This is a genomic window from Streptomyces sp. NPDC051963, from assembly GCF_044593495.1.
Lineage (GTDB): Bacteria > Actinomycetota > Actinomycetes > Streptomycetales > Streptomycetaceae > Streptomyces.
Genome location: NZ_JBIUCC010000005.1, coordinates 457,844 through 477,242 on the forward strand (window position 1 = coordinate 457,844; position 19,399 = coordinate 477,242).

Genomic DNA, 19,399 nt, shown 5'->3' on the forward strand with positions numbered 1-19,399 from the left:
CGGCCGGGTGGATGCGGTGGATGCGGGATCTGTCACGCCCTCCGCCCACGCCCCGGGACAGCGGCGCGCAGGAGCCGGAGCAGTCGGGTGCGGCGCGGAACGCGTTGCCGGACGGTCTTCTCGACCGCGTCGCAGCCCGCCCACGCGGCGTCGGCGGCCGCGGCGTCAGGTCTGCGGCCCGCGTACTCGACCTCGTTGACCAGCGTGGCCAGTGCCGGCAGGCGCCGGCCCGCGGAGCCGCCCACGCGCTCCGCGCCGAAGTCGGCGACCTCCTGTGCCGTGTGCGCTCCCGTGGCGGGAAGGCCGATCTCCGTGAGGCGTTCGACGATCTGCTGCCAGGCGCCGAGGACCCTGCGTCGCGCGTCCGGGTCGCCTCGCCGTCTGCTGCGCCTGCTGTACGGCAGCCACAGCGCGTACAGCACATAGGCCGTGGCGAGCAGGAGCAGTGCGAGCGGAGCAGCGAGCCAGCCGGGCGGACCGGAGCCGGACGCACCCCCGGCGGCGGGGGCCGCTTTGTCCGGCGTGCGCGGCGACGTCGACGGCCGCGCCGTTTCGGTGGTCTCCCGGTCCGCGTTCTGACGTTCCTCGGGCTCCTGCGCCGATACGGCGGCGGAGCCGCCCTGAGCGGCCTCGCCGGGCGTCGGGTGGAACGGCACCCAGCCGACACCGGCGAACTCCACCTCCGGCCAGGCCAGCACGTCGCGCCCCCGCACCTGCCAGGTGCCGGCGCCGGTCCGCGTGCCGGGGCGGAACCCCACGGCCACCCGGGTCGGAAGACCCAGGGTGCGCGCCAGAACCGCGAACGCGGCGGCGAACTGCTCGGACGTGCCGCGCCCGCCGTCCGCCAGGAAGAACTCCAGACTCCGGTAGGTGTGGCCGGGCAGCGCCCCGGGGTCGAACCGGTACGTCGTGCGCAGCCAGTCGGCCAGTCGTACGGCCTGCTGGTAGGGGCGGGTGCTGCCCCCGGTCACCCGTTCGGCGATCTTGGTGAAGGACTGTACGGAGGGGACCGGCTGCCCGGCCGCGTCGACGCCGGGAAGGTCCACCCGTGCCGGGTCGTCGTCGGCGGCCGCGTACCGCAGCCGCTCGGCGTCGTACCGGGGGAGGTGCGAGGTCGCGGTGTAGGTGAAGCCGGGCGGGACCGTCTTTCCCGTGGAGAGCACTCCGCTGTCCGCGGCGACGGACAGGGAGGTGCCCTCGGGCGTGCTCACGGACGAGGGCCGGTCGGCGGCCGGGAGCCAGATGCCGGGCAACGACTGCACGGTGAAGCGCTGTTCGAGCGTCTTGGTACGGTCCGGGTCGGCGCCCTGCTCCGCCGGAACCCGGCCACCGGTACGGGTCAGCCCGGCGCTGCTGGTCCAGGTCGTCCCGTCGTACCGGTCGAGGACCGCCAGCCGGTAGTTCCCCGGGGCCGCGCCCGAGGTCCGTACGGTGAAGACCTCCTCGTCGCCGTTACGCATCCAGGCCGCGACCTGGTCCAACGGGCTGGTGAACTGCGGCCGTACGGTCGTCGCCGTGACCGTCTCCCGGAAGTCGTGGGGGGCGCCGAGACCGGGAAGGTGCGGACCCAGCAACACCGCGACGAGGGCGGGCGCGGCCACGACCGGCAGCCCGAGCGCGATGGCGCGCAAGGGGAGCCGGGCCCGTGAACGCACCAGCAACAGCAGGGCAGTTGCCCCGGCCAGCACACCCGCGGCCGGGTACGACGACCCCGGGCCGTCCGCGCCGAGCACCAGCGGGAAGCCGAAGGCGAGGACCGGGGGGAGGGCCGGGAGCAGCGGGGCGCGGGTGCGCAGGGCGAGTTCCGCGGAGACGGCGGCGGCCGTCCACACGACGGCGTGCGGCAGCACCAGCAGCTCGGGCTCGCCGGGCGCGGGCAGGATGGTGGAGAGCAGCGCGTACGGGGCGTCGAGCAGCGCGGACCACGCGGCCCGCAGCGCGGGCCCGCCGGGCAGGCCGTCGCTGACCTCGTGGAACAGCGTCGCGCTGACGACGACGGCCCAGGCGACGGCGGTCAGCAGCACGGACGGCCAGAGCGGCAGGGTGGCGCGGCCCTCGCGATTCCTGACGTTCTCGCGGGCGGGGCGGCGGCCGAGCAGGCCCGACAGCACCGCGGACAGGACGACGGGCGCGAACACGGCCACCGCCAGCACCGGAAGCAGCTCGGACGGTGGGAAGACCCGCGCGAATCCGTACCCCGCCGCGCCGGACATGGCCGCCACGGGCAGCAGCGACCACAGCCGTCGGGCCCGGTCCGGCTCCGGGGGTACGGCGCCCTGTTCGGGCGGAGAGGCCACTGCGGCCGTGGTGCTCATCGCACGGCCTTCCGGCGCCATACGGACATCAACTCGTCCAGCGACGCGACGGGCAACTGCGGTACGCCGGAACCGGGGCCGGACACCTCACGCGTGGCCGCGGCTTCGGCGCCGACGCGCAGCATGGTCACGCGGTCGAAGCGGCGCCGTACCCGGTCGACGGCTTTGAGCCCCCGGGTGTCGCCGGTGCCGGTGACGACGACCAGCGTCCCGCCCCCACGATGGCTTTCCAGCCCGTCGAAGGCGGCGGCCACGGACGTCAGTTCCGAGCGGCGGACGACGGCCAGCGTGTCCAGGAGCGCCTCGCCGTCGCTGCCCGAGCCGTCGGTGTGCAGAAGCGGTCCGGCCTCGCCGACCAGGTGCACGGGGAAGTGGGAGCGGGCGGCCGCGTATGCGACGGAGGCCGCACAGTCCACGGCCAGCTCGAAGTCGTCCTCGGAGGCGTAGGCACGCCGGCGGGTGTCGAGCACGAGCGTGGTGTGCGGGAGCGACACGTCGACCATCTGACGGACCATCAGCGTGCCGGTGCGGGCCGTCGACCGCCAGTGCACCCGTCGCAGGTCGTCGCCGAGTACGTACTCGCGCAGCGCGTGGAAGGTCAGCGAGCCGTCCTCGGCGGTGTCGGAGGCCGGCCCCTCCACATGGTGCGCCCGCCCGGACGGCAGTACGGGCAGCGGGCAGATCCGGGGCCGTACGAGCAGCGTGTCCGAGCCGCCGTACGGGCGCATGCGGCGGGCGAGCCCGAGCGGGTCGGTGCGTTCCAGCCGCAGCGGCCCGACCGGGACGCGGCCGCGGCGGGCGGTGGGCAGCGCGTACCGCAGTTCGTGGGACGTGCCCGGGCGCAGCGGCGGCACGTCGACGGTGATGTCCCCGTCGCCGCACCGGTCGACGGCGCGCAGGCTCCGCCGGGTGCGGCCCCCGGTGTTGGTGAGGGTGACGACTCCCTCGGCGGGATCGCCGTGGGCCACCCTGCTCGGCGTGATCCGTCGCTCGGCGCCCAGTACGGGGGCGGGCAGAGCCCACAGGACGGCGACGGTGACGGTGAGCAGACCGGTCGTACCGAGCACCGCGGCCTCGCCGTACCCGAACGCGTAACCGGCGGCGGTCAGTACGGCGCTCCCGGCCAGCGTGCCCCACCCAGTGGCCGACAGCATCAGACGCGTGCCCCGCTGTCCAGGGGAACGGTGGCCAGTACTTCGTCGATCACGTCCGTGCCGGTGCGGCCGCTCAGCTCGGCCTCCGGGGTGAGGATCAGCCGGTGCGCGAGGACGGGCCCGGCCAGTGCCTTGACGTCCTCGGGGAACACGTACGGCCTGGACTGCGAGGCCGCACGCACCCGGACCGCGCGCAGCAGGGCGACCGAGCCGCGCGGCGAGGCACCGAGACGTACGTCGGGAAGGGACCGGGTCGCCGCCACCACCCGCACCAGGTAGTCGTAGAGGGCGTCGGCCACCTGCACCTCGGCGGCGGCCTCGACGAGTTCCGCGATCTCCCGGGCGGTGGCGACGGGGGTCAGCGACTCGGGGGCGATGTCGGCGCCCTTGGTGAGGACCGCGATCTCGGAGGCGTGATCGGGGTAGCCGACGGTGATCCGCATCAGGAAGCGGTCGAGCTGCGCCTCGGGCAGCGGGTAAGTGCCGCCCATGTCCACCGAGTTCTGGGTGGCGAGCACCAGGAACGGGCGGGGCACCGGGTGGGTGGTCCCGTCGGCGGTTACGCGGCGCTCCTCCATCACCTCAAGCAGCGCGGACTGGGTCTTGGGGGAGGCTCGGTTGATCTCGTCGCCGAGCACGATGTTGGCGAAGACCGGACCGGGCAGGAACTCGAACTCGCCGGTGTTCTGCCGGTAGACGGTGACGCCGGTGATGTCGGACGGCAGCAGGTCCGGGGTGAACTGCACGCGCGCGAAGTCGGCCTCGATGGAGGCGGCGAGGCAGCGGGCAAGGGTGGTCTTGCCGGTGCCGGGCACGTCCTCGATGAGGAGATGACCTTCGGCGAACAGGCAGGTCAGGGCGAGTTCGATGGTGTCGCGCTTGCCCTTGACGACACGCTCGACGTTGTCGGCGAGGGCGTGGAAGCGGTCGGCTAAGCGGGCGGTGCTGTCGGTGGGGGGTGGAGTGGGGGGAGGGGTCATTCGCATTCCCAGACGTCGGGGTTGAAGCGGGCGTGGACGTAGACGTCGAACGTGTATCCGCTCATGCCCAGGTAGGTGATGCGAGCCCAGATGTCGGTCGTCTCACCGGCCTGCGTGAGTTCCTGGCCCTTTGTGTAGCAGGTGACGGTGACTTCGGGGCTCGTCATGCCTGGGATGCTGCCTGCCCGTTCGCCTTCCTGGATGCTGGGCTTCGTGCGGATCCCGACGGAATTGTTGTTGCTCTGATTGTTCACGATGGTCATCGTCTGAGGGCGTGGGATCAGGTCGAGCGTCCCGATCGCCGCGCCGCCCGACCCCGCGGGGTTGCGTGCCGTCACCGACACCACATGGGTGTAGCCGTTCTTCAGGTTCGCGTACGTGCGACCGGTGTCCCTGGTCTCCACGGTCCCGTCGGGTCCGCTGACGGTGTACGCCACCGGGCCGCCGGCATCTTGCGGCGGCTGCCAGGTCACCGTGCCGCCGTGACCTCCCTGGGCGGGAGTCACGGTGAACTCCTGCGGTGCCCCCGGCGCGATACACGGGCGGGCGCGTGCCGAGGGCGCGGACTCCTTGCCCGGTCTGCCACCGCCGTACTCCGCGACCACGGTGAAGCTGTACTGCTCCTCGCACGAGCCGCCCGAGACGTCGAACGTGAACGGGCCGTCGGGGCCGATCTCGTCCGGGGTGACCGTCTGGTCCGGGGCCAGTCCCTTGAGCACATAGCGCTCCGGGGTCGCGCCCAACGCCTCGGCGAAGGTGAGCCGGATACCGCCCGACCGTGACTCTGCCTGCGGTGCTCCTGGGGCACCGGGCTCCTGGGTCGGCGGGTCGGTCGGTTCCGGCGGGTCCGGCGGGTCCGAGGGGGCCGAAGGGTCTGAGGGGGCCGTCTGCGCCGGCCCGTTGACGGGCGTCTCCGGTGCCTGCCCGGAGGGGTCGTTCGGGGCCGGGGCGGCCGCCTGGGGTGGTGCCCATGCGGTGGGGACGCTGTCCTCGACGGGAGTGTCCCCGGGCTTCCGCGCGGACGGCACATCCGTCGCGTACTTGCCGATGTGCCTGACCTCGCCCTCGGCGTCGATCACCGCGGCGGCGGCACCGTCCTGGTCGTTCACCCACAACAGGCCGTCGCGGACGAAGAGTTCGAGCTCACCTGCCCCGTCGGTGACCGGCACCGGTTCGGCGAGCGAGGACAGGGAGGTGTCGTAGACCAGCAGTCGGCCGGTGGACTCGTCCGGTACGTAGACCCGCTTGCCGAGCAGCTGGGGTGCTCCCGGTTTCTGGCCCACGGGCACGCGGGCCCGCAGGGTGTGCCTGCTGCGGACGTCCACCACCATCAGATCCCCGCTGCCGGCGGCCAGCACCGGCACCTCGGAGCCGTCGGTGCCGGCCGGGACCAGGACCTCGCCCGGGTCGCCCCCGGCGAACGCGTCGCCGAGTTCGAAGGTGTTCCGTACGCCCGTGACCGTCAGCACCTTCATCGCGGCGGCGGTCCTGTCGGTCACCACGGGCCGGCCGTCGGCCAAGGTCAGCGCCAGATCGTGGCCCGCTTCGGCCACCTTGACCGCCGTACTCATCCGGCCCTGGACGAACGGCAGCACCGTGCCCTTGGCCGGCAGCGGCACCCACAGCGTGCCGTCCCCGTCCACCACGGCGGCTCCCGGCTTCCCGCCCAGTTCCACGGGCGGGCCCTCGGCCGTCGTCATCGCCGGGTCGATCGACTGGACGGTGCCTCTCGCGGGGTCGAGGACATACGCGTACGCGCCGCCGGCGACCAGTTGCAGCCCGGCCGCACCGTAGTCCGCGGACTGTTCGGCGGTCAGCTGGGAGGCGTCGATCCGTACGACCCGGCCGGTCCGCTCGTCCAGCACCAGAGTCGTGTCGCCGTCCTGCGCGACCGAGACCGGGTGGCCCGCCATCCCGGCCGGCAGGGCGGCCTTGCCGTCCACCGCGCCGGTCAGGCCGTGGGCGTGGGCGACCTCGCCCTTCTCGCTGCTCGCCAGCCAGGCGCCGATGTCGGCGAGCCTGGGCCGGGTGCCGGACGCGCCGGCTCCGACGGCGAGCGAGGTGCCGATGAGCGCGCCGACCGCGCCGATCGCCAGGTAGCCGGTGACGCGGTTGCCGGTCGGCCGCAGCCCTGCCCGGGCAGCCGTGACCAGCGTCGCACAACGTTGTCGGACCCCCGGCCTCGCGGATTCCCCCGACATCTCGTGCTCCCTGGTGAGACGCGCAACTCGTCCTGGCGTCAGGGTAGTTGACAGACGCGCGACTGTCAGGGACGGATCAAAACGCGGACGAGCAGCCGGAGTTCCCCCGAACGGACCCCGGCTGCCCGCACCTCCCGCGGTTCGACCTCAGTACGCGGTGATCCCGCTGTTCGCCCGGTCGAACTGCAGGTAGAACTTGGTGCCGTTGTTGACGTCGGTGGCCGCCAGTCCCCACGTGCCGGCGGCTATCCAGCGCTTCGCGTTGCAGTAGATGTCGCCGCTCGTGGGGTCGAAGCAGGTCTGCACGTAAGTGCCGCTGTTCGGCTTCACGTTGATGTCGGCGCAGTTGGACGTGGTGTAGGCCCAGGCCGGGTACGCGGGCCAACTGAGCAGGGAGTCCGTGGAGTAGTTCTTGGCGCTGCCGTAACAGGACTGGGCCACGGCGGGTGCCGCGCTTGCCGTTGCGGCGGTGGCGGCGGTCAGGCCGCCCGCCGTCAGCACGACGGTCGCCAGGATTCCGGCAGTACGTGAACGGATGTGCATGTTTCCCCTTGTGGTCGACTTCTTGCGGCTGCGCCCACGGATGTGTGCGCAGCGGCCCGGGTGTGGTGCGACCCTCGTGATCGGCCGATGCCCCCGTGGTCCGGCGGGCCGGAGAGCCGGTGCCGTGCCCGAGCCGTGCCGACGCTGGCAGGACGCTCCGGCGCCTGGCAACGAATCGCCGTCCGGTGGGATGCTGGGACGCCGACACACGTGGTGACCATGCACTCCGGGGGGCCTGCTGGGACGCCGGTGGGACGGGGGCAGTGGCGCGGCATGTCAGTGGGGCCTAGTGGGGCCCAGGTAAGGGCCAAGGGGGGCGGGACAAATGGCATCGCAGCCCGTGGAGTTCGACGAGTTCGCGGCCTGTCTGCGGGCGCTCAAGGAACGGGCGGGCCTCAGTTACGGTGCGCTGGCCGGCAAGACCGGAATCAGCGGCTCCAGCCTGCACCGGTACTGCTCCGGCTCGTACGTCCCGCAGGACTACGGGTCGGCGCACCGCTTCGCCACGGCCTGCGGGGCGTCACCGGCGGAACTGCGCCGATTACACCGGCTCTGGGCCCTGGCGGACGCGGCGCGGGATCCGGGGCGGGGGAGGGATGCGGATGGGAGGCCGGATGGCCAGGGCGACGGTCGTGGTGCAGACCGGGGTGCCGATCAAGAAGGCGACCAGGACGGGCCCCATGGAACGGCCGTGGACCCGGCCCCGACCTCGGACCCAGCCCTGTACCCGCACTCTGCCCCTGCCCCTGCCCCTGACCCAGCCGCCGTACCCGCCGCCTCGCGTCCGCCATGGCATCGCAGGAGATCATCGGCTCTCGTCGTGATCGTGCTGTCCCTGGCGTTGGGGGCGACGGCATGGGGCCTCACGGCCGGGTCCGGAAGCGGATCGGCCGACGACGAGGACCGCCCGCTGTTCTCGGCGGCGTGCACCGGGCCGGTCACCATGGGTCAGCGTGGCGCCTGCGTACGGGAGGTGCAGCGGCTCCTGGCCAGGGCCGGGGCCGAGCTGGCCGTCGACGGCGAATTCGGCCCGGAGACCCTGCGTCGGGTGACGGCCTTCCAGGTGCTGTCCCGGGTCGACGCCACCGGGGTGGTGGGCGACGAGACCAAAAAGGCGCTCTACGCATCGAAGACCCGCATGGACACCTGGTCGCCCGAGAAGGTGCGCCGGCGGATCCGCGAGGTGTTCCGCGAAGCGCCCGACCGTGCGGTCGCCATCGCGGACTGCCAGTCGTTCCTCGATCCGCTGCATGTCCTGCCGAACACCGATGGCACTCGGAACTGGGGCGTTTTCCAGATCTCCGATGCCACGCTACGGAAGCTCGGCGGCACACCTCGCGATGCCATGGACCCGGAGTGGAACATCCAGGCCGCCCACCGCTTGTGGAGCCGCGCGCAGAACTTCGAGGACTGGCCGCACTGCGACCGGGCGGCATCGCCTGCGACCGTCGGGCCGACCCTGGTGAAGGCGGTCGAAGGCCGGCCGGCGACACCGCCACCGGACACCCCCGCGTCCGACACGTCCGCAGCCGCCAACTGCCCAGCGCCGGGGCAGCGGTTCAGGACGTCAACCAACGACCGGGTGTACCTGGTCGGCCCCGGCAGCCGTCTGTACTACATCCCCGACGAGACCGTCTACCTCAACCTCTGGGACGACTTCCAAGGTGTCGCCACCGTCAGCGGCGGCATCTTCGCGGACTGTGCGTGGGACGAAGCGCGCGAGCTGGCCGATGCGTTCCTGGCCAAGAGGAGCGGGAGCTTGCGGGCCTACATCTGGGACGCGTGGTACGGCTACCGCTGGATCACGAACTGGACCGTCTTCAACAAGTACGGGTTCTCGGTGGCGAAGATCCAGACACGACCCTCCCTGTCCCCCGTCAGCGGCGACAGCAGGTGGCAGTGAGCGGGCCTGTCCCACGGTGGCCCAGCCCCCAGTCCCCAGTCCCCAGTCCTCAGTCCTCAGTCCTCAGTCCTCAGTACGCAGAACGCGGCCCGGGCCGCCGACCGAAGCACAGTCCACACCACCCACCGGCGGAAGCACGACTCTCATGACGGATGAACTGCGCGCGGGCGAAGCCGAGATGCGCATGCTGGTCACCACGCTCCGCATAACCGGCGAATCAGCGCCGGTGGTCTCGACGCAGGCCGGCCACCACCGCCAGGCCATACGGCGCGGCACGGATCGGTGGGGGATCGACGAACCCCGACTGCTGGTCGACTTCAACGGCGGCCTGCCCCTGTTGTTCGCGGACGGACAGCAGGTCGGCGGGCGTCACAGGAACACCGTACGACTGTGGTCCCAGGAGTACGACATCCACCGCCAATGGCTCTGGCCGAAGCTGCGCTTCACGGTCACCGCAGGTGAGTCCGCCGTTCTGCGGGTCCGCGAGCGGCTCGGACGCGACGGCGGCGCCCGCGTCTTCGACACGCAGAGCGACGCCGGACTCGACCCGCTCATCACGCTCGCCCTGATCCTGCTGGAGGGACGCCCCCACAAGATGGGCCTGGGCCGCGGCGACTCCTCCCCACCCTGAGCCGGTCGTCGTCGCCCGGGGAGATGCGGTATCAGCCCGGTTCAGCCGGCGTTCGGGGAACCGCACAACGCCCCGGCCAACACGGGGACCAGCCACCGCTCGATCTGCTCAGGGGGCTCGGCGGCCAGGTCGGTGCCTATGGGCGCCAACATGAGCCAGTTCAGCAGGCCGGCCGCGCACCGGATGCGGAAGTTCAACTCCCGCTCGTCGACTCCGGGAACCTGCGCCGAGAGCTGCCGGACGATGTCCCCCCGGGACTGCTGGAACTTCGTCGTCAGTCGCCCCCAGCCCTCAGGGGGGTCGATCCCGACGCGAGCCACCGTCCGCATGATCGCCAGATCCCGTCCACCGGCCACCAGCGCACGCATCATCGGCCCGGCGAACGCCGCGGCCAGATCTTCGACGCTGGATGAGGTGTCGAGCGAAGCGACCTCGTCGATCTGTGCGTCCAGGTACCGCTCCAGCGCGTTCTCGATCGCCGAATCGCACAGCGCCTTCAGCGACCCGAAGTGGTAGCTCACCGCGGAGACGTTGGCTCCCGCGCGGTCCGTGATCTCGCGGAGGGTCACGCCCTCCTGACCGCTTCGCGCGAGCAACTCCTGCGTGGCGGCCAGCAGGCCGTCCCGCGTCCGCTGCCCGGCCTCGCGGCGCTGATCTGCCCGTTCTGTCGCCATGGACAGAACTCAAACAGCTGCTTGATTTTGTTGTCAAGCGGCCAAGCGGACGCCCGTCCCCTCAGGGTCGCGCCCCCTCCCAACATATAAATCAAACATTCGCTTGACATGTCTCTCGCGTCATCCATACAGTCAATCGAGCGTTTGATTTGAAAAGTGCCGAGCCGGGTGCGAACCCGTCTCGACGAATCCCGGACCTCGGGAACAGGACCCCGAGAACCAGCATGGAGGAGCACGACATGAAGTCGCTCGGATGGAAGACGATCATCGCCACGGCCACAGTGGCGAGCCTGGCCGGTCTGGCCATCGCCGCCGCACCGACACAGGCCGCGAACCCCGCTGCCGGCTCGGAGGCCCACGCGGCCCTGAGCCCTCGCGAACTGGCGGCGCTGCCGCTCACCGACCGCCACCTGACCCGGCACGAGATAGCCAATCTCGCCGTCGTGCTGAACGCGTACCACGTGGCGGAGGGCAAGAATCTGGACGTCCCCGCCTTCGTCAACAGCTTCGCCAAGGACGGCGTCTTCAACGACGTGGTCGCCGGCCAGAGCTACCAGGGCAAGAAACTCGGTGACGTTCTGCCCTACATGGCCAACCTCTTCCCCGATGTTCACCGTGACCTCAAGCGCATCACCGTGAACGGCGACGTGGTCAGCATCGAGCTGTCGATCCAGGGCACCTTCGAGGGACCGCTCCAGTCCCCGGCGGGCACCGTCAAGCCGACCGGCGCGAAGGTCGACGTACCGACCGCCGACTTCTGGTCCCTGCACAACGGCAAGGTCAAGCAGTTCAACTGCTACGTCGGCTACACGAAGATGTACGCCGACATGGGCGTGAACCTCGACTGGTCCTCAGCGGTCAACAAGCCCTGAGCCGGTCGTGTGCCGTCGGCGCTCTTGTGCACATGCGCCACCGGTCCGCCGCCCGGGGGAACCCGGCAGACGGTGAAGAACTCACGTCGATTCCTTGGCAGGTCAGGCAGGAAGGAAGGTCAGTGGACGCCGAACTGCCGTGCCTGTCGGGTGGCGGTTCGGATGCCTCCGGCGAAGGGCTCACCGTGACCGGGTAGCAGCAGTTCCGCCGACGGTTCCGCCGTCAGTTCGTCGAGGCGGTCGAGCGAGGTGAGTGCGGCCCGGCTGTCGTGGGTGAAGCAGCGGCTCACGATCGTGGGTCCGGTGCGGTCGGTGAAGCCGTCGGCGGTGACCAGGGCGTCGCCGGTGAAGAGCAGTCCGCGGTCGGCGAAGAAGTACGCGGTGCTGCCGGGGGTGTGGCCGGCCAGCGCGACGGCCTGCGGAGCGCCGGGGACGCCCTTCAGCACCTGGTCGGCATCGAAGACCCGCGCACCTCGCACGGCAGGAGCGGTGAAGGCTCCGGCGCGGGCCAGCCGGAGGGGGAGGGCGAGTGCGGAGGGCCTGCGCAGCAGGTACGGGAGCATCGAACGCTCGGGCTTGGCATGGCGCATCGAGCTCCGCGGGCCGTCGCGCAGGATGGCGGCGTCCCGCTCGTGGATCCAGAGGTCGGCGCCGGCTTCTCGGAGGGGGTGGGCCAGTCCGGTGTGGTCGGCGTGGCCATGGGTCAGGAGTACGGCACGGACGTCGGTCACGGAGCGGCCGAGGCCCGCCAGCAGCGTGCGCAGCTGCTTCAGATGGGCGGGTGTTCCGGCGTCGACCAGGACGAGACCGTCGGGGTCCTCGATCAGGTAGAAGTTGACGTCATGATCGCCGAGGCGGTGGACACCAGGTGCGACCGGCGTGGGCGCGGGACGGGACATGTAAGCCTCCGGCGATCGGGCAATATTAGATACAGTTGACTGTAACAGAATTGGGGGGTGTGCCGATGGCAGCCGGAACGCCACGTCGGTCCTACAACTCCGAGGGCCGGCGCGAGGCCGCGCGCCGCAACCGTGCCGCGGTGCTGACGGCCTGCCGTGAGCTGCTCTTCCGGGAGGGCTACCACGCCACGACCGTGCGGGCGGTGGCCGAGCGGGCGGGCGTCTCCGCCGAGACGGTGTACAAGTCGTTCGGCGGCAAGCCGGGCATGGTCAAGGCCCTGTGGGACATCACGCTGGCCGGGGACGACGAACCGGTTCCCATGGCGGACCGCCCCCAGCTGCAAGAGATCCTGCGGACCGGAGAGTTGGGCGCCAAGCTCCGGCTCTACGCCGCGTACGCACGCGGCATCCATGAACGGATCGCCCCGCTGTTCGCCCTGTTGACCCAGGCCGGGCCGGACGTCGGGGAGGTCCTGGAGACCGGTGAGCGGGAGCGGCTGACCGGCGTCACCGCGTTCGTCGCGCATCTCGACGAGGTCGGCGCGCTGGGCCCGGAGGCGGATCCGGCCCACCTGGCGGACGCCCTCTGGGCGCTGGCCGGCCCCCAGTTGTACACCCAGTTCACGGCAGGACGGGGCTGGTCCGCCGACACGTACGAGGAATGGCTGGCCGCCACGCTCACCGCCACGCTCCCGCCCCCTTCACCCGGGAAGCGGTAGGCGCTCACCGCGCCCCCTCACCACCTCCAGCCAAGTTCGGGCACGTTTCTCAACCGACGTATTGACTGTGACGGCGTCATGCCGGACCCCCCGAACGGCCGCCAAGGCGCGACAGGTGCCGGGGGCGGGATTTCCATGGAAGACATGCCCCGACCCGACAGTGCATGCCCCCGCCCCCTTCGCTCCGCCGCGGCACTGGGCCTGGTCGCGGCACTGGCCGTCGGCTGTACCGGGTCCGATGCCGACACCACCGTCGCCGGGCGTGCGGCCGTCGCGACGTCGCCGCTGCCCACCGTCCCACCCGCCCAGCCACCGCCACAGCTCACCCGGGCGGAGGTCGAGAGCGCGGTGGGCAAGCTGGACGACGTCGTACGGGATGCCATGCGCCGCACCGGTGTGCCCGGTGTCGCCGTGGGCGTGGTGCACGACGACGAGGTGCTGTATGTGAAGGGGTTCGGCGTGCGGACGGCAGGCACGAAGGACGAGGTCGGAGCGGACACCGTCTTCCAGCTCGCCTCGGTCTCCAAGCCCCTTGCGTCCACCGTGGTCGCCGCGGCCGTGGGCGAGAAGACCGTCGGCTGGGACGACCCGGTCGTCGAACACAGCCCCGGCTTCGCGCTGAAGGACCCGTGGGTCACCCGCCATGTCACGCTGGCCGACCTGTTCTCGCATCGCAGCGGACTGCCCGACCACGCGGGAGACCTCCTGGAGGACCTCGGCTACGACCGCTCGTACATCCTGGAGCACCTCCGCTACGAACCGGCCGCCCCCTTCCGTGCCCACTACGCGTACACCAACTTCGGTCTGACCGAAGCCGGCGTCGCCGCCGCGCGAGCAGCGGGGACCAGCTGGGAGAAGCTGTCCGCCGAGAAGCTGTACCGGCCGCTCGGCATGGACTCCACCAGCTCTTCCTTCGCCGACTACGAGAAGGCGGACAACAAGGCCGCCTTGCATGTGAAGACCGGGGACACCTGGCGTGCCGAGCATGTGCGCGACGCGGACGCCCAGAGCCCGGCGGGCGGGGCCAGCTCCACGGCCCAGGACATGACGAAGTGGCTGCGCCTGCAACTGGCCAACGGCACATTCGAGGGGCGCAAGGTCGTCGACGCGGACGCGCTGGAGCAGACCCACCTGCCGCGCATGGTCTCCGAGCCGCCGCACGGGCCCGCGGGCAGGGCCGGGTTCTACGGGCTCGGCTGGAACGTGAGCTACGACGACCAGGGCAGGCTGAAGCTCGGCCACTCCGGCGGCTTCGCGCTGGGGGCGGCCACCAACGTCGCGTTGTTGCCCTCGGAGAAACTCGGCATCGTCGTCCTGACCAACGGCGAGCCCATCGGCGTGCCCGAGGCGATCGCCTCCACGTTCCTCGACACCGCGCAGACGGGCGGGCCGACCGTCGACTGGCTGACGTTCCTCGGGCCGATCTTCAAGCAATCCCTGCACGGGGAAGAGTCGTCGGTCGACTACAGCAAGCCTCCGGCCTCGCCCGCACCCGCCAAGGCGAACAGCACCTACACCGGAACGTACGCCAATGACTACTACGGCCCGATGACCGTCAGCGCCCAGGGGGACGAACTCACCATGCAACTTGGGCCCAAGAAGCAACGGTTCGCCTTGCGCCACTACGACGGTGACACCTTCAGCTACCGCACCACCGGCGAATTGGCCGTCGGCCTGTCCGGCGTGACCTTCACCGTCGGGCCCGGCGGACGCGCCGACAAGGTCCGGGTCGAGAACCTCGACACAACCGGCCTCGGCACCTTCACGAGGAACGACTAGGACCTGCGGACAACAAACAACCCCCAGGCCGCTGGCCTGGGGGCAAATTCTGGAGCGGGTGACGAGAATCGAACTCGCGCTCTCAGCTTGGGAAGCTGATGTTCTACCATTAAACTACACCCGCGTAAGACGCCGGTCAGGACCGGTGTCGGAACGCGTGGTCACTTTACCTCATGTCGGGCCCCCGGTGCTGAAGCCGTGGGGCCCGAGGGCGTTTTGAGGGGGTGATGAGGCTGCGAGGGGCGGGAGTTGGGGCGTACGGTGGAGGGGTGGAAGAGGGTCTGGGCGGGACCGGAGTGCCCCCTGGAGAGCCGTCCCATTCATCCCGTAATGTGGCCTTTCGTCGTCCGGCGGGCAGCAGCCGGACGCGGCTCTTGGGGAAGGGACTCTTGGACTTGATGGAGCGCACCGTCGTCCGATGTGCCGATGGGCACGTGTTCAGCACCGCTTCGTTCCCGATGCAGCAGGCCGAGCGGCTCGGACCCGGACGGCTCGTCCGATGTCCGCGGTGCGCCCGGCTCCGCAGTGTCGTGCAGGTGACGCTGGAGAAGCGGTAAGCGATCAGAAACAGGCGCGTGGAGTCGTCCGATTGTGGTGGCTCCGCGCGCCTTGCGTATCCTCGGGGCGTGCTTCTCTCAGACAAGGACATCCGGGCCGAGATCGATGCCGGGCGGGTACGGATCGATCCCTACGACGAATCCATGGTGCAGCCGTCGAGCGTGGACGTGCGGCTGGACCGCTATTTCCGGGTGTTCGAGAATCACCGGTACCCCCACATCGACCCCTCCGTCGAGCAGGCCGATCTGACGCGGCTCGTGGAGCCGGAGGGCGACGAACCCTTCATCCTCCACCCGGGCGAGTTCGTCCTGGCCTCCACCTACGAGGTCATCTCGCTCCCCGATGATCTTGCGTCCCGGCTCGAGGGCAAGAGTTCCCTCGGGCGGCTCGGGCTCGTCACCCACTCCACCGCCGGGTTCATCGACCCCGGTTTCTCGGGGCATGTGACGCTGGAGCTGTCCAACCTCGCCACGCTCCCCATCAAGCTCTGGCCCGGCATGAAGATCGGCCAGCTGTGTCTGTTCCGGCTCAGCTCGCCCGCCGAGTTCCCGTACGGCAGCGAGCGGTACGGATCGCGGTATCAGGGACAGCGGGGGCCGACCGCATCCCGGTCCTTCCTCAACTTCCACCGGACGCAGGTGTGATGGCGGCATGAGCGACGTACGGGAGAACCTCACCTACGAGACGTTCGGCACCGCGGTACGCGAACTCGCGCAGACCATCGCCGACGACGGGTACGAGCCCGACGTCGTGCTCAGCATCGCCCGCGGCGGCGTCTTCGTGGCCGGCGGGCTCGCCTACGCCCTGGACTGCAAGAACATCCACCTGGTGAACGTCGAGTTCTACACCGGCGTGGGCCAGACCCTCGAAATGCCCGTCATGCTCGCGCCCGTCCCCAACGCGATCGACTTCTCCAACAAGAAGGTCCTGATCGCCGACGACGTCGCCGACACCGGCAAGACCCTCAAACTCGTCCACGACTTCTGCGTCGACCACGTCGCCGAGGTCCGCTCCGCCGTCATCTACGAGAAGTCGCAGTCCCTCGTGAAGTGCGAGTACGTGTGGAAGCGGACGGATGAGTGGATCAACTTCCCGTGGTCGGTCGAACCGCCCGTCGTGAAGCGCGTGGGACAGGTCCTCGACGCCTGAGAGGGCCCTCGACGAAGGTCGAGGGCCCTCTCCGTTGCCGGGTCAACGGGGTTGACTGGCTGGCTGCTTACCGGGCCGCGTGGCCGAAGCGGTCGCCGGCCGCCGGGAGGCCGCCGGTGCCGGGCTGGTAGGTGGTGACCGCGGCGACCGTACCGCCGGCGGTGACATTGGACAGGGGCAGGGCGTAGAGGGTGCCGTAGCTGCTGGGGCCCAGGGGCAGGCCGACGTAAAGCCGGGTGCCGGTGTAGTGGATGCTGCTGCCCAGCTTCTGGCCCGCGCCCGGGGTGCCGGGGATGCCGTCACCGTCGCCCGCCTCGATCCAGCGGTCGTTCGCGCCGGGCGTGCCGAGGAGCGAGAAGGTGGCGAGGGCGCCCGCGCTCGCGGTGGTTTCGATGGCCTCGTCCGGGATGCCGACCGCGAGCTTCATCGTCGCCGTGGTGCTCACCGCACGCGGGGCGGTGTTCACCGCGGTCAGGGTCTGGCCGAAGTGGTCGCCGGCCTCGGAGGTGCCGGAGACGTCGTCGTCGCCGGTGCCCGAGTCGTAGCCCTGGAGCTGGCTGAACGCGCCCGCGGCGGTGATCCGGAAGGTAAGGACGAAGCCCGCCTCGGCCTTGCTCGCGCCGTCCACGGTCAGAGCCTCGCCGGGCGCGCCGACCGCGAGGATCGACTCGGTGGCCGCTGCCGCACCCGAGGGGCGGTAGGGGACCAGGGCCAGGGACTGGCCGAACAGGTCACCGGCTTCGGCGGCGCCGGAGACGGTGTCGAGGTCCTGGTCCAGGCCGAACCGCGGGGTGGGACGGCCCTCGGAGTTCAGCGTGTGGGCGAAGACGGCCAGGTTGCCGGCGTTGGCGTCGGAGCCGATGGCGTCACCGGGCGCACCGATGGCGATGTGATTGGCGTCGGCGGCGACGCTGGTGCCGAAGCCGTCGTTGGCCTCCGCCGCGCCGCTCACCCCGGTGGCCTCCTGGTTGACGGCGATGTTGGTGGTGCCGTGCAGGTAGATCGCGGTGCCGGCCTTGGCGATGGAGCCGAGGGCCTCGCCGGGCGCGCCCATCACCACGAACGGCTCACCGGCGGCGGTGGTGCCCGCGGCCAGGGCGTGGCCCAGGCGGTCGCCGCTCTCGCTGGTGGACGCGGCGAGCGAACCGGTGCCCGCGCCCTGCTCGAAGTGGGTGTCCTTCTTGGCGCCGGTGCCCAGGCCGCCGGTCGCGCCGTGCAGGATGTCGACCATGCCGGCGTCGGCGACGCTGCCGATGTCCTCAGCCGGGGTGCCGACGACCAGGTCGGTGCAGCCGTCCTCGTCGTAGTCGACGGTGGCCAGGGACTCGCCGAACGAGTCGCCGGCCTCGGCGGCGCCCGACACCCAGTCGAGGTCCTGGTTGATCTCGGCGGTGCCCTTGCCGCCGCCGTAGACGATCCGGACCAGGCCCGCGGTGCCGGCGCTGCCGACGGTCGCCCGTGGGTCGGAGACCGCGATGTCCTCGACGCCGTCGCAGTTGAAGTCGGTGACGCGGACCGCGCCGGTGGCGGAGTTCACCCAGGAGGCCAGGTCGTCCACGCGCGTGACGATGCCGCTGGTACGGGTCTCGGTGGCGTCGATGCCGTAGCAGCCGCCCTGGTACGACCGGCTGCCCAGCGCGGCCAGTTGGGCGGTGCCGCCACTGACCCGGACCAGGGGGCCGCCGGTGTCGCCCATGCACGCGGCCACGCCGTCCGTCCCCGTGACCGAGGCGGTCGTGGTGGTGGCGGCGTCGACGGTGAAGGTGCCGGTGTGCAGGCTCAGCGGTGCCCACTCGCTCGCGGTACGGCCGTAGCCGGCGAGCGTGAGGGTCTCGCCGGTGGTGGGCGCGGTGGTGGCGAGGGCGATCGGGGCGACGTTCGTGACCGGGCGGTTCAGGCGGGCCAGGACCGCGTCGCGGTCGGTGCGCGGGACGAGTTCGACGATCTCGCGGGCCGCTCCGGCGGTGCCGGTCAGGTCGGAGCGGCCGATGACCGCGGTGGTCTTGCGGGCCGGCTTGCCGGCGGGCACGGTCAGGCTCACGGCCGGGTCGTCGGCGAAGCAGCTGGCGGCGGTGAGCAGCCACTCGCGGTCGACCAGGACGCCGGAGCAGCCGCGCTCGTGGTCGCCGATGGTGATCTGGGCGGCGTAGGCGTGGGTGGTGTCGGCGGCGGCGACGGCGGGGCCGGTGACGGCGGCGGCGGGGCCGGCCGCCAGCGCGGCGGAGGTCAGGGTCAGGGTGGCGGCCAGTGCGGCGAGGCGCACAGGTCTGGCGTAGGTCATGAGGTGGGTTCCCTGGTGGTGGCGGATTCGGGCAGGAGGACTGGGCGGGGCGCTACTTGGAGGTCCGAAGCTCCAGGAGCGTCCACCAACGGGCCTGCTCGTCCGCGCTCTCACCCACGGGGGTCCAGGTGTTCTTGGTGATGTCGTACGTCGTTTCCTCGGTGCCGACCGTCATGTCCGCCTCGGTGGCGTAGTCGTTGCCCCGGATGAGGTAGACCGAGGGAAGTTCCAGGGTCAGCCAGCCGGAGTTGCCCTTGACGTCGAAGCAGATCTTGCTCTTGTCACGCGCCATGACCTCCAGCTGACCGGTGCCGGTCACACAGTCGGCGAGCGTGATGTGGCCGTCGCCCCGCTTGAGCAGGATGTTCTTCTCGGCGAGGATCTTGTCCGCCTGCGGGTAGTCGAAGGTCTCGACGGCGTAGCCGGGAGCCTCGTCGGCCACGGCCACCGCTGCCCCGGACGCGGCACCGCCCGCCGTGACGGCCCACGCCAGGGCCCCGGCTGCCACAGCCGCCAAGGCTGTGCCTATGAGTCTTTTGCGGTGCGATCTCGACGGCATGGGCAAACGTCCCTTCATCACAATCCTGGCTCGTTGCTCCGGACGAGGAATTACAGGACGGAATGCATTTCGCGCACGGGTGTGAAGGAATGCGAAATCAATGCGCAGCCCCCCACTCCCGGCAGTGAATAGCCCCCCCTGAGCACCCACCGGAAAACTGCTTGAGCGGCCTATGCAACATC

Annotated in this window: 16 protein-coding genes and 1 tRNA gene; 7 read left to right on the forward strand and 10 right to left on the reverse strand. The window is 71.0% G+C overall.

All coding sequences use genetic code 11. The features are described from left to right. Nucleotides 1-32: 32 nt before the first annotated feature. From ACIHFB_RS22835 to ACIHFB_RS22855, 5 genes are all read right to left on the reverse strand, one after another. Nucleotides 33-2,315 carry a transglutaminaseTgpA domain-containing protein gene (locus ACIHFB_RS22835; protein ID WP_400127739.1) on the reverse strand — a complete coding sequence of 761 codons (2,283 nt, stop codon included), beginning with the start codon at nucleotides 2,313-2,315 and terminating at the stop codon, nucleotides 33-35. Continuing rightward, nucleotides 2,312-3,469: a DUF58 domain-containing protein gene (locus ACIHFB_RS22840; RefSeq protein WP_400127741.1), complete on the reverse strand. Its 1,158-nt coding sequence runs from the start codon at nucleotides 3,467-3,469 to the stop codon at nucleotides 2,312-2,314. The genes ACIHFB_RS22835 and ACIHFB_RS22840 overlap by 4 nt, the downstream gene beginning before the upstream one ends. Continuing rightward, entirely contained in the window at nucleotides 3,469-4,449 is a 981-nt protein-coding gene (locus ACIHFB_RS22845) for a MoxR family ATPase (RefSeq protein WP_365272439.1), read from the reverse strand. The genes ACIHFB_RS22840 and ACIHFB_RS22845 overlap by 1 nt, the downstream gene beginning before the upstream one ends. Beyond that, nucleotides 4,446-6,650: a hypothetical protein gene (locus ACIHFB_RS22850; RefSeq protein ID WP_400127742.1), complete on the reverse strand. Its 2,205-nt coding sequence runs from the start codon at nucleotides 6,648-6,650 to the stop codon at nucleotides 4,446-4,448. Before ACIHFB_RS22850 ends, ACIHFB_RS22845 begins: the two co-directional genes overlap by 4 nt. A 147-nt stretch (nucleotides 6,651-6,797) precedes the next feature. Then, nucleotides 6,798-7,193 carry a hypothetical protein gene (locus ACIHFB_RS22855; protein WP_400127743.1) on the reverse strand — a complete coding sequence of 132 codons (396 nt, stop codon included), beginning with the start codon at nucleotides 7,191-7,193 and terminating at the stop codon, nucleotides 6,798-6,800. A gap of 325 nt (nucleotides 7,194-7,518) precedes the next feature. On the opposite strand from ACIHFB_RS22855, the gene ACIHFB_RS22860 reads away from it, so the two are divergent. Together ACIHFB_RS22860 and ACIHFB_RS22865 are read left to right on the forward strand one after the other, a co-directional pair. Continuing rightward, entirely contained in the window at nucleotides 7,519-9,096 is a 1,578-nt protein-coding gene (locus tag ACIHFB_RS22860) for a helix-turn-helix domain-containing protein (protein WP_400127744.1), read from the forward strand. Between the two features lie 145 nt (nucleotides 9,097-9,241). Continuing rightward, nucleotides 9,242-9,727, forward strand: a complete 486-nt coding sequence (locus ACIHFB_RS22865; protein ID WP_365272448.1) for a hypothetical protein — start codon at nucleotides 9,242-9,244, stop codon at nucleotides 9,725-9,727. Between the two features lie 41 nt (nucleotides 9,728-9,768). Here ACIHFB_RS22865 and ACIHFB_RS22870 read toward each other — a convergent pair whose 3' ends face one another. Continuing rightward, on the reverse strand, nucleotides 9,769-10,401 hold the full coding sequence (locus ACIHFB_RS22870; protein WP_365272451.1) for a TetR/AcrR family transcriptional regulator: 633 nt from the start codon (nucleotides 10,399-10,401) through the stop codon (nucleotides 9,769-9,771). 239 nt (nucleotides 10,402-10,640) lie between these two features. Between ACIHFB_RS22870 and ACIHFB_RS22875 the strand changes: the two genes are divergently transcribed. Continuing rightward, a complete protein-coding gene (locus ACIHFB_RS22875) occupies nucleotides 10,641-11,273 on the forward strand; it encodes a nuclear transport factor 2 family protein (RefSeq protein WP_365272454.1) in 633 nt (210 codons plus the stop codon). A 119-nt stretch (nucleotides 11,274-11,392) separates the two neighbouring features. On the opposite strand, the gene ACIHFB_RS22880 is transcribed toward ACIHFB_RS22875, so the two are convergent. Beyond that, a complete protein-coding gene (locus tag ACIHFB_RS22880; RefSeq protein WP_365272456.1) occupies nucleotides 11,393-12,172 on the reverse strand; it encodes an MBL fold metallo-hydrolase in 780 nt (259 codons plus the stop codon). A gap of 65 nt (nucleotides 12,173-12,237) precedes the next feature. On the opposite strand from ACIHFB_RS22880, the gene ACIHFB_RS22885 reads away from it, so the two are divergent. Further along, nucleotides 12,238-12,891: a TetR/AcrR family transcriptional regulator gene (locus tag ACIHFB_RS22885; RefSeq protein WP_400127745.1), complete on the forward strand. Its 654-nt coding sequence runs from the start codon at nucleotides 12,238-12,240 to the stop codon at nucleotides 12,889-12,891. A gap of 144 nt (nucleotides 12,892-13,035) precedes the next feature. Continuing rightward, nucleotides 13,036-14,670: a serine hydrolase gene (locus tag ACIHFB_RS22890; protein WP_400127746.1), complete on the forward strand. Its 1,635-nt coding sequence runs from the start codon at nucleotides 13,036-13,038 to the stop codon at nucleotides 14,668-14,670. Nucleotides 14,671-14,720: 50 nt separating this feature from the next. On the opposite strand, the gene ACIHFB_RS22895 is transcribed toward ACIHFB_RS22890, so the two are convergent. Beyond that, nucleotides 14,721-14,794 (reverse strand) — tRNA-Gly (locus ACIHFB_RS22895). Nucleotides 14,795-15,296: 502 nt separating this feature from the next. On the opposite strand from ACIHFB_RS22895, the gene dcd reads away from it, so the two are divergent. Beyond that, nucleotides 15,297-15,872: a dCTP deaminase gene (dcd, locus tag ACIHFB_RS22900; protein WP_365272465.1), complete on the forward strand. Its 576-nt coding sequence runs from the start codon at nucleotides 15,297-15,299 to the stop codon at nucleotides 15,870-15,872. A 7-nt stretch (nucleotides 15,873-15,879) separates the two neighbouring features. After that, the gene (locus ACIHFB_RS22905) at nucleotides 15,880-16,377 is read left to right on the forward strand and encodes a phosphoribosyltransferase (protein WP_400127747.1); all 498 of its coding nucleotides are present in this window, start codon (nucleotides 15,880-15,882) and stop codon (nucleotides 16,375-16,377) included. A gap of 67 nt (nucleotides 16,378-16,444) precedes the next feature. Here the strand turns inward: ACIHFB_RS22905 and ACIHFB_RS22910 are convergent, their stop codons facing one another. Further along, nucleotides 16,445-18,658 (reverse strand): trypsin-like serine protease, encoded by a 2,214-nt coding sequence (locus ACIHFB_RS22910; RefSeq protein ID WP_400127748.1) that lies wholly within the window; start codon nucleotides 18,656-18,658, stop codon nucleotides 16,445-16,447. 52 nt (nucleotides 18,659-18,710) lie between these two features. After that, entirely contained in the window at nucleotides 18,711-19,217 is a 507-nt protein-coding gene (locus tag ACIHFB_RS22915; protein WP_400127749.1) for a hypothetical protein, read from the reverse strand. Nucleotides 19,218-19,399: the final 182 nt, after the last annotated feature.